The 10110-nt window shown below is 25.9% G+C and carries 11 protein-coding genes; 5 read left to right on the top strand and 6 right to left on the bottom strand.

Features of this window, described 5'->3' with window-relative positions; all coding sequences use genetic code 11:
* Positions 1-52: 52 nt before the first annotated feature.
* The 5 genes from ACQRD5_RS15615 to murI form a co-directional block, all read right to left on the bottom strand.
* Positions 53-739, bottom strand: coding sequence for a helix-turn-helix domain-containing protein (locus tag ACQRD5_RS15615; protein WP_294168269.1), 687 nt, complete (start codon positions 737-739; stop codon positions 53-55).
* Positions 740-1108 carry a DUF3783 domain-containing protein gene (locus ACQRD5_RS15610; RefSeq protein WP_291626357.1) on the bottom strand — a complete coding sequence of 123 codons (369 nt, stop codon included), beginning with the start codon at positions 1106-1108 and terminating at the stop codon, positions 740-742.
* Between the two features lie 24 nt (positions 1109-1132).
* Positions 1133-1657 (bottom strand): peptidylprolyl isomerase, encoded by a 525-nt coding sequence (locus tag ACQRD5_RS15605; protein WP_294168271.1) that lies wholly within the window; start codon positions 1655-1657, stop codon positions 1133-1135.
* A gap of 271 nt (positions 1658-1928) precedes the next feature.
* Positions 1929-2198: an STAS-like domain-containing protein gene (locus ACQRD5_RS15600; RefSeq protein ID WP_291626353.1), complete on the bottom strand. Its 270-nt coding sequence runs from the start codon at positions 2196-2198 to the stop codon at positions 1929-1931.
* Positions 2199-2351: 153 nt separating this feature from the next.
* Positions 2352-3128, bottom strand: a complete 777-nt coding sequence (murI, locus tag ACQRD5_RS15595; protein WP_294168273.1) for a glutamate racemase — start codon at positions 3126-3128, stop codon at positions 2352-2354.
* Between the two features lie 185 nt (positions 3129-3313).
* On the opposite strand from murI, the gene ACQRD5_RS15590 reads away from it, so the two are divergent.
* From ACQRD5_RS15590 to ACQRD5_RS15570, 5 genes are all read left to right on the top strand, one after another.
* The gene (locus ACQRD5_RS15590) at positions 3314-5065 is read left to right on the top strand and encodes a MutS-related protein (protein WP_427747021.1); all 1752 of its coding nucleotides are present in this window, start codon (positions 3314-3316) and stop codon (positions 5063-5065) included.
* Positions 5066-5222: 157 nt separating this feature from the next.
* On the top strand, positions 5223-7118 hold the full coding sequence (locus tag ACQRD5_RS15585) for a glutamine synthetase (RefSeq protein WP_427747020.1): 1896 nt from the start codon (positions 5223-5225) through the stop codon (positions 7116-7118).
* A 377-nt stretch (positions 7119-7495) separates the two neighbouring features.
* Positions 7496-8071 (top strand): accessory gene regulator ArgB-like protein, encoded by a 576-nt coding sequence (locus tag ACQRD5_RS15580; protein WP_294362420.1) that lies wholly within the window; start codon positions 7496-7498, stop codon positions 8069-8071.
* A complete protein-coding gene (locus ACQRD5_RS15575) occupies positions 8068-8196 on the top strand; it encodes a hypothetical protein (protein ID WP_294362423.1) in 129 nt (42 codons plus the stop codon). Before ACQRD5_RS15580 ends, ACQRD5_RS15575 begins: the two co-directional genes overlap by 4 nt.
* A gap of 13 nt (positions 8197-8209) precedes the next feature.
* Positions 8210-9469, top strand: a complete 1260-nt coding sequence (locus tag ACQRD5_RS15570; RefSeq protein WP_294362425.1) for a sensor histidine kinase — start codon at positions 8210-8212, stop codon at positions 9467-9469.
* Between the two features lie 223 nt (positions 9470-9692).
* Here the strand turns inward: ACQRD5_RS15570 and ACQRD5_RS15565 are convergent, their stop codons facing one another.
* Positions 9693-9986 carry a hypothetical protein gene (locus ACQRD5_RS15565; protein ID WP_294170667.1) on the bottom strand — a complete coding sequence of 98 codons (294 nt, stop codon included), beginning with the start codon at positions 9984-9986 and terminating at the stop codon, positions 9693-9695.
* Positions 9987-10110: the final 124 nt, after the last annotated feature.

Raw genomic sequence — 10110 nt, 5'->3', positions numbered from 1 at the left:
AAAAAGAGATGAAATATTAAATTCCATCTCTAAGTTTCTATAAAATAATTTACTATAATTTTATTTCTAATCTCTCTAGTTTAGCTACTACAGAAATTTCGTTTAAGTTCATAGTCTCTGTTAAAAGACTTCCGCCATTACTAACTAGTAAAACTTTAGAATTTCCTAATAGTTTTATTTGTCTTATAGCTCTTTTTCCTTTGTAATCAACTAAGAAAATGCCATTATTACTAGGTTCTTTAACTAGACTTGAAAAAGCTAAGTCTCCTTTTAACATTCTAAATCCTGACATTTCATCATCTTGAATTTCTAAATATAGAACCTTATCTTGATTAAATCCTTCTACTTTATTTGAATGAATAGGTAATTCTTTATACCCCTTACTATTCTTTAAGGTATAATCGAATATCGGAACATTCTTTAATACAGATGAAAAGGCATTTGTCCAAACTTCCTCTTGCTTTGTATTATTAGGTTTTTCAGAGAAACTAGTTTTTAACTTCTTCATAGCCTTTCTTTCTTCTAATAAAGCTTCATCTGTTACTACCATGCTAACATCATTAAAATCAGTTTTTAGTATTTTTGATGCTTTATCAATGAAGGATTCTTGAGCTATTCTTCTTCCAAGTTCCACTTCATTAATAAATTTTTCTGCAACGCCTAGCTTTTTAGCTAAAGCTTTTTGACTTAATCCATTTTTAATTCTAGCTTCCTTTATCTTATCGCCAACTCTACTCACTTAAGCTCTTCCCTTCTGATTTCTAAAATACCATTCCCTCTCTTCAATTAAATGTTCAAGCAAATAACTAAACTTCCATTCAATTGAAGTAGGTGTAACTGCTGCAAATATTCCCTCTTTATATCTCTTTCTAATTGTTGTTATAGCTAATTTAATTTCTTCATCTGAAAATCCATTAAATAATATAACAGCTTCATTTGATAAATCTGCATTTACAGTTTCAAATCTTAGTCCATTTAATATATCAAAAACAGTCATTTCTACCATTTCTCTTGATACCTCTATAACCTTAAAGTCACCATTTTTTAATTCTTTAAGTTCTTCTTCTGGTACATTATGGACTAATATGCACTTATTATTGCTAAGCATATCCCTCTCTACTCCCCTTTTATATTATCTTCCTACTTTTTCTGGTTCATCATAAGTTTCACCAAAAGTATCAACAGTTACTTTAACCATTTTTTGATCTTCAAGTGGTTTATCATTATAATCTCTCTTAGCTTTTACTATTTCATCAGCAACTTCCATACCTTCAATAACTTTACCAAAAGAAGCATATTGATTATCTAAATGTGGTGCATCTGCTACCATTATAAAAAATTGGCTTCCAGCCGAATCATGAACCATAGTTCTAGCCATAGATAAAACACCTCTTGAATGTTTTAAATCATTTTTAAAGCCATTTCTACTAAATTCACCTTTAATGCTATATCCTGGGCCACCCATTCCAGTTCCATCTGGGCAACCACCTTGTATCATAAATCCAGGTATTACTCTATGAAATACAACACCATCATAAAATCCTTTGTTTATTAAGCTTATAAAATTTTTAACTGTATTAGGAGCTATTTCAGGATATAATTCCGCTTTTATAACTCCTCCATTTTCCATATTTATAGTTACTATTGGGTTTTTCATATAAAATCTCCTTTCAATGTAAATCCTTACTTATTATTTACACTTTAATTATTATAAATTCTTCTAAAAGAAAACCCTTAGAAGAACTTATATTTATCTCTTATAGTAATTATATATTATTTAAAGGTAAAAACAATATTTAATTAAAACTCCAAATATAGCTATATACTTAACCTCTTAAAATGAAAATAAGAAGGTACTGTCCCACAATATAAAATTAATGCTTGGACATCTCCTTCTTATAGACTTTAATAGTTATTAAATTTATTTATTATTTAAAGGTAGTACCTAAAATAACTCTTGAATAATCAGTATAGTTTGATAAATTTTTAACATCAACTTGTTTAAAAATAAAGTCTCTTCCAAAGCTATTAATAAGATCTCCAAATAACATATTTAAAAATGTTGTTGGAACTCTTTTAACTCCTTCAAAATCTAACAATACTCCAATATTAAGACTATTTCTAATCATTTCTCTTAATAATATAGCATCTTCTATAGTTATATCTTCACCTAATATTTCTTTTACTTTAATTTCCATAAAAATTCCCCCCAAAAAACTTATTCCGTATTTGAATTTTCTGAATATTCTTTTTAATATAATATATCAACTCTTTTGTTTTTTGTCAACATTTTAACAATATTTTTTTGTGAATTTCCAAAAAATAAAAACTCCTTACGGAGTTTTAAAGTTTCAATTCATTTTTAGTAATTCATAACTTAATTTTATTACATCTTTTTTATCAGATGAATTTACTATTTCAATCTTTCCCTTTTTATTAGTTTCTGTTAATAAATTTTTCTCACTTAATCTTCTTCTAAGTTCCTTAGCAGTTCCTAATCCTCCGTCTATTATTTTAACATCTTCTCCAACAATCTTTGCCAATACTTCTTTTATAAATGGATAATGAGTGCATCCTAACACTATAGAAGCTATTTTAGCATCTCTATATGTATTTATTTTCCCTAAAAGGTATTCTTCTACAGCTTCTCCCTTGTAATCTCCACTTTCTATAAATTCAACTAGTCCCGGACATGGTACAGGTATTATAGATGCTCTATCCTTATATCTATCCATTAACCTTCTAAATTTTTCTTCCTTTAATGTCATAGCAGTTGCCATAATTAATATGTCTCCATCATTATTAAGCTCAACAGCTGGTTTTAACGCCGGTTCTATTCCTACCAGCGGTAAAGTCGGATATATTTTCCTTAAATCAGCTACAGCAGCACTTGTAGCTGTATTACAAGCTATAGCTACTCCTTTAACTCCCTTACTTAATAAGAATTCTACTGCCTTAAAAGTTAATTCTCTAACTTCATCTACGCTTTTCATTCCATAAGGTGCATTTTTCGAATCTCCAAAATATATATAATCCTCATTAGGCATTATCTTTATAGCTTCTCTTAATACACTTAAACCACCAACCCCTGAATCAAAAAAACCTATGGGCCTATTTTTATTGTCCAATTATCTCACTCCATTTTCTTTAATTCTACTTTTTATTTTATACCTTTCTTAAAGATAAATCTATAAGTTTATTATTTGTAACAGAATTATGTAATTAAATGCTATAATTATAAATAAAAAGAATTTCTTTATATTTACATTTTATTATTTATAATCATAAATTAAATATAATATTGGAGGTTAACATGAAAAATAAACTACTATTCTATAAATCCATAACTCTTTCTTCTATTGTTTTAGTTGCTTTAACAATTTATTTCACTTTTAAACTAGGACCACATCTTGGTGGTAGAGCCTATCAAATAGGCATTATTTTATTTGTAGTATTTATAATACTAGCATCTAAGTTCTTTGATAAGTCTAAAAAACTAACAGAAATTCAATATTTAATTAAATATTGGCCAGAAGCTTATGATAATAAATTTGATTTCGAAAAAATTCATAAATTCTATAAAGAGTATTCTCCTTCTGTTTTAAAGGAAAAAGATATTTATAATATAGATGATCAAACAGCTCACGACTTAAATATAGATGATTTATTAATGAAAATAAGCATTTGTTCATCAACACCTGGAGAACAAATGTTATATTATTTACTTAGAACACCTAAGTTAAATTCTGAATCTGTATATAAAAGAAATAAAATAATAGAAACATTTATTAATGATAAAGACCTTAGAGGTAGTGTTCAACAAATTTTATCTAACCTTGGTCGTCAAAGAAAAGGTGATGTTTTTACATTATTAAATACAACCACTACTGTTAGTAAAGCAAAGTCATTATTATTCAATATTCTTGCTCTCTCCTCATTCATAGTTTTAATTTGTTTTTTTATTTTTGGTTCTAAATACTTACCAACATTCTTAGGTATTTTTGTTACTTATATGATTATTTCAACTAGAGCGGCTGCTGAAATTGAATATGAACTTTCATCCCTTCAATATTTAGGTAATTTTATAAGAGCTGCAAAGGAAATCTCAAAATTACAAAATGATTCTTTAAAGGATTATATAGATAAAATAAACACACTCCTTATCCCAGTTTCTAAAATAGATAATAAAACAAAATATATTTATACCTCTAGTGAATTAGATATATTTATTGAAACTTTAAACGGATTCTTTTTAACTAAAATTCGCTCCTATTACTCTATAATTAATATAATAAAAAATAATAGACAAAATTTAATAGAATTATATGCTTTAATAGGAAAATTAGAAGCTTATATATCTGTAGCTTCCTATAGATGTAGAATTGCTAATTATTGTATACCAAAATTTCTAGATAATAAGAATAAAACTTTAATAGTTAAAGATGCAGTTCATCCCTTATTAGAAGATGGTATTCCTAATAGCATTGAATTAAAAGGAAAAGGAGTAGTACTAACTGGCTCTAATATGTCTGGTAAATCTACCTTTATGAGAACTTTAGCTACAAATATATTATTATCTCAATGCTTTTCTATGAGTATTTCTCGTGAATATACATCTTCATTTTTTAGGATAATGTCCTCTTTAAGCTTATCTGATGATGTTTTATCTGGTGCTAGCTATTATTTAGAAGAATGTAATTCAGTCCTTAGAATATTAAATTCCTTAGAAGAAGATGTCCCTGCATTTTGCATAATAGATGAAATTTTTAAGGGAACTAATCCTATAGAAAGAATATCCGCCTCTAAGGAAATACTTAAATATATTATGAATAAAAATGCTATTTCTATAGTTGCAACTCATGACTTAGAATTAGCTGAAAATTGTAGTGATAAATACCTAAGATATTATTTCTGTGAGGATATAGATGAAGATGAAGGCTTAACATTTGACTTTAAATTAAAAGAAGGTATCTGTAATACAGGAAATGCTATAAAGCTATTAGATTTTTTAGGGTACCCAAAAGAAATAATTGTAAATTCCAAGAAAAATATTTTTAAAATTTAGTAAATTTAATCATTGACACCATAGCATGTATATAATAGAATTTTTTTATAAATTATTTATTTTCCCGAATATTATGATGTCTATACCACTTAAATATTCGATTAAAACTGAAAGGAAGTGAATATTTCTTTGCTATGTTTCGGCAAAGAAGATTTCTATGAAAGATTTAGTTTATTTAATTCCAAAATCAAAACATAATAAAGAAGATTTATTTACAATTTTTAATGATCATCCTGAAATAAAATTCGTATCTATCGTTGGAATAGACTTATCAGGAAACGATACTGATGAAAAAATCCCTGCTAAGCTTTTTCTAGATGATATAGATTCATTTTTAAATGGAGTAGCTATTCAAACAGATGGTTCTTCAGTTGTACTTCCTGGAATCGCTACTTTAAATGATGCAAAAGTAGATATGGTAGCTGATATTAATGCTAATTGGTTTATTGATTATAATTATGATCACATTGATTCCTTAACTAATAAACCCATTGGTACACTTAGAATCCCTTCATTCTTGATACACAATAATAAACCTGTATGTTCAAGAAATATTTTAAGTTCTGCAATAAATACATTTAAATCAACTCTTTTAGATATCTTAAAAAATAAACCTGAAACCTTAAAACCATTTAATATCAATTATGATGATATAGATGAAATAGTAATTACATCTGCAACAGAATTAGAATTTTGGGTAAAAACTCCAAACGAAGAAGCTCATATTGAAGAGTTATCTACTTCTCAAGTTTTACAAGAACAATATTGGACAAGAACTAAGGGTGTTGTAAGAACTGCCCTTGAAGAAACTCTTTTACTTATGGAAGAGTATGGTTTCCAACCAGAAATGGGACATAAAGAAGTTGGTGGAGTTAAGTCACAATTAGATAGTAATGGTCAATTTAATCATATAATGGAACAACTTGAAATAGACTGGAAATACTCTGATGCTGTGCAAGCTGCTGATAATGAAATTTTTGTAAAAATATTAACTCAAGAAACTTTCAGAAGACATGGCTTAGATGTTACATTTAAACCAAAACCTATAGATGACGTAGCTGGCTCAGGAATGCATGTTCATTTAGGCGTTAGCTTAAAATTAAAAGATAAGAGAAGAATAAATCTATTCCATGCTACAAAAGATGATTTCTTAAGCAAAATTGGTTATGGCGCTATAATGGGTATTTTAAAGAATTATGAAATAATGAATCCTTTTATATCTACTACTAATGGTGCATTTAAGAGATTAAAGCCTGGTTTTGAGGCTCCAATATGTGTAGTTACTTCTCTTGGAATATCTCCTGATAATCCATCAAGAAACAGAACTATACTAATAGGATTAATAAGAGATTTAGCAAATCCTCTTGCAACTAGATTTGAGCTTAGATCTCCAAATCCACATAGTAATGTATATTTAACAATGTCTGTTTCTTATATGGCTATGCTTGATGGAATTCTTTATGCTCTTGAAAATAATAAAACTGAAGAAGAACTTTTAGCAGAGCTTTCTAAAAAGCCTGGCGAAGATGCATCTTACTTAGAAAAAGATAGAGCTTATAGAAGTGAAGAAGATGTTTTTGAATTCTATACAGATGAAGAAAGAGATTCTTACTTCGGAAAAGCACCAGCTACAGTTTATGAAAATCTAATTCAATTAGATAAATACCCTGAAAAATTAAAAGTATTAAAGAAAAACAATGTATTTAGTGATCAATTAATTAACAGCTTCAAACTTGCTGTAATTCAAAGATGGACGACTGATATAATTCATAGAATTATTGTTAATCATGCTAATGAAGTAAGAAGCTTTAAATTATTACATTCAAATAATGCATTAGATTTAGATATATCTAACTGGATGACAATAAATAATTTAAGACATTATATAATGAAGGATACTTATACTTCAAAAGGATTATTTACTCGTATTAAAGATGCTATTTCTGTTGAAGATTACTCTTTAGCGTCTAATTTACTTAATGAACTAGAAGATAGCATGAAAAAATTAAGAGATTTTTATAGTAATTATACTAAGAATTTATTAGATATATAAAAGCCAATATTATGTGTAATTTGGAGCTGTTTAACAGCTCCAAATTAAAACTGTAAAATGTTATTTAAAACAAATTGCTAAAATATTATTTATTATAGAAACTCCTTCAGGAGTTTTTTCTTTAATTATAAGTTTTACATTTTACTATAGTCTATTTCTTATAATTACTTTTTATGGAATATTATCTTTTGTAATGCTATATAACTAATCTTCTTTTAATGAACTGTTAAAATTTAAAACAAATAATGCCGAAATTACAGAAATAGATAATAAATTTGAATAAAACTATTTATATTCTAAATACTATAGAAGTCTATTTATAAATATTGTATAATATGACTACACGAATAATGTATAAATAAAAGGAACATTATATTATGTTAGAAAGTTTAGTATATAAGTTTGTTGAAAATATAGGCAACTATAATAATTATACTGTTGACCAGATGGAACAAGCAAAATATTCCGTAAAAATTATAGTTTATGAAGTTATAAAAATAATAGCAGTTATTTTAGTATTTTCCATATTTGGATGTTTTGAAGAAAGTATAGTCATAATATTTATAATGTCAATTACTAAGCCATTTATTGGTGGTTATCATGAAGATACTCAATTAAAGTGTCTTACATCCACCTTATTGTTAACTTTCATTATAATATACTTATCTAAAAACAATATATTAAGTTTTAAAAGCTCTATATTTCTAAATTCAATAAGTATATTTTCTATTTATCATCAAGCTCCTATTATAAATGATAAAATGCCTATTACTAAAAAAAATCTTATTTCCAAAAACAGATTAATAGGTATTATAAACATATTTATATTATCTATATTATCAATTATTTTATTTAATATTAATTTGTTTTCTCAAATAATAGTTTGGACAATTTTAGTACAAGCTATATTAATGTTTAATAAAAGTAATTATACAAGGAGGGGAAAATATTGAAAATAAAAAAAATACTAGGTAAGTTCATACTACTTTTATCCGCAACTACAATAATTTTAGGACCTACTTCAACTTTAGGAGTAGGCTTAGAAGAAATGCCAGAATCAATGAAAAACTTAAGATAAAGGGAATGACGATATGTACACAGGATTAATCGATACAATAAATAGTATTATTCAAAGTATTATGTTTGTAGTTGCTGCAAATTATTGTGTTAGTGAAAAACATAAAAAAAGCAAAAATCACTTAATTTTATTAATAATATCACTTTGGATAATAATAACTTTAACTACTTACCTACTTGGTAATTCAAGCTTATCTATTATAATTATTCATATTACTGAATTAATATTTTTTGTGATTTTTGCTTATAAGAATGATAAACTTGGGGCAACAATTGTTTTTACCATAGTATATTTAATTATCGGCATAACTGTAATTGTATCCTTTTTCACCTTTATATTAATTATAAATAATACAAATATAAATATAACCTATGCAAATATATTAATAATGTATTTACCTCAGTTTTTAGTTTCCTATCTAGTTTTAAAAAATATAAAATTTATCTATAAAATAAATCTAATTATTAAATCAAGAACTTTTTCTATTTTTACATTAATAATAACAACATTAGCTGTAGATTTTACTATATCTTTTTTATTTATATACAATGATAAGGATAATCCAATTTTTAAAGAAATGATTTTCATATTTTTGGCTACTTTTATTGTTTTTATCACATTATACTTTGCAAGTATTGATAAAAAAGCAAGTGAAATTAATAGCTTAAATGTAGAATTAAAATCTAAAATTAATGAACTTAGGAAGATTAAACACGATTATGGTTCACAAATATCTTACTTGTATGGTACATATCTTATGAAAGATTATGAAAAACTAGGTAAATTACTAAAGGATGTAATTGAAGGCTATGATATTTCTTCTCAAGTTAAGGTAATAAGTAGTAACTTATCTCTTATAACACAAATAATTAATACAACTGATTTAAAAGAAGTAGATGTTCTTATAGATGAAAATGCTAATCTTAATGATGCAAACATAAATGAACTTGACCTTCAAAGAATTATTTCTAATATTGTTAGAAACTCCATTGAAGCATTAAATGGTAAAGGTTTATTAATGATTAAAAGTTACTATAGCTATAGATATATAATTATAAATATAGAAAATAACGGACCAGAAATTGATAAAGATATTATTGAAAAAATATTTGAAGAAGGGTTTTCAACTAAAGAAAATAAAAATGGTGATAATGGCTTTGGGTTACATATAGTTAAAGAAATACTTGATAGTTATAATGGAAGCATTAGTGTAACTAGTAATAAAGAAATAACAACATTTACTATAAAGCTTCCCTTATATTTAAAGAATTAAAAGTTACATTATAAAAATATTATATTACTTGAGATTAAAAATCAGTAAACTTTATTATCAATAAAGAATACTGAGAAAAAATAAGGAGCTGCCACAGCAGCTCCAAATTTAAGAATATCAATTTATTCAGACTCATAAAATATATTTATTTCATAAACTCCCTCAGTAGCTTCTTCTTAATTATATATTTCTCATTATTCATTTTACATTCTGTGGTAGCACCCTATATCCAAGCTGGAATATGCACTTTATCATTATTAATTAGTGATATGTTATCTTCTATTATTCTTCTTTTACTAATTATATTTCTTTTTTTTATTGAATTTTTATTTATAAATTCTTCTGCCTCTTTTAAACTGTTTGCCTTAAATATGAAAGTCCACCCATCTTTATCGTACTTTCCTGTGCAAATCATGTATTTATTATTATCATAATCTTTATGTTGTCTATCTACTATTAAGCTCTTAAATTCTCCAATTGTTTTATAATTTAATTTTACAAAAACATCATTATTCATTATAACCCCTCCGAGCAAACATAAGTTCTATATTCATAATAACCGAACACATGTTCATTGTCAACACTTTTAACATTTTTTATAAAAAAATCATATGGAAGAAAAAGAATTTATAAATTCCTAG

Origin of the sequence: Clostridium sp. SGI.024 (assembly GCF_050315195.1) — a bacterium.
GTDB lineage: Bacteria > Bacillota > Clostridia > Clostridiales > Clostridiaceae > Clostridium.
Note: the sequence above shows the minus strand (reverse complement) of the source record. Positions and strands in the feature narration are given on the sequence as shown.

What these genes read in the sequence shown, in the direction of transcription:
- ACQRD5_RS15570 (WP_294362425.1), top strand. Translation starts at nt 8,210, where the DNA reads ATGTACACAGGATTAATCGATACAATAAATAGTATTATTCAAAGTATT.
- ACQRD5_RS15585 (WP_427747020.1), top strand. Translation starts at nt 5,223, where the DNA reads ATGAAAGATTTAGTTTATTTAATTCCAAAATCAAAACATAATAAAGAA.
- ACQRD5_RS15580 (WP_294362420.1), top strand. Translation starts at nt 7,496, where the DNA reads ATGTTAGAAAGTTTAGTATATAAGTTTGTTGAAAATATAGGCAACTAT.
- ACQRD5_RS15565 (WP_294170667.1), bottom strand. Translation starts at nt 9,986, where the DNA reads ATGAATAATGATGTTTTTGTAAAATTAAATTATAAAACAATTGGAGAA.
- ACQRD5_RS15605 (WP_294168271.1), bottom strand. Translation starts at nt 1,657, where the DNA reads ATGAAAAACCCAATAGTAACTATAAATATGGAAAATGGAGGAGTTATA.
- ACQRD5_RS15590 (WP_427747021.1), top strand. Translation starts at nt 3,314, where the DNA reads ATGAAAAATAAACTACTATTCTATAAATCCATAACTCTTTCTTCTATT.
- ACQRD5_RS15600 (WP_291626353.1), bottom strand. Translation starts at nt 2,198, where the DNA reads ATGGAAATTAAAGTAAAAGAAATATTAGGTGAAGATATAACTATAGAA.
- ACQRD5_RS15610 (WP_291626357.1), bottom strand. Translation starts at nt 1,108, where the DNA reads ATGCTTAGCAATAATAAGTGCATATTAGTCCATAATGTACCAGAAGAA.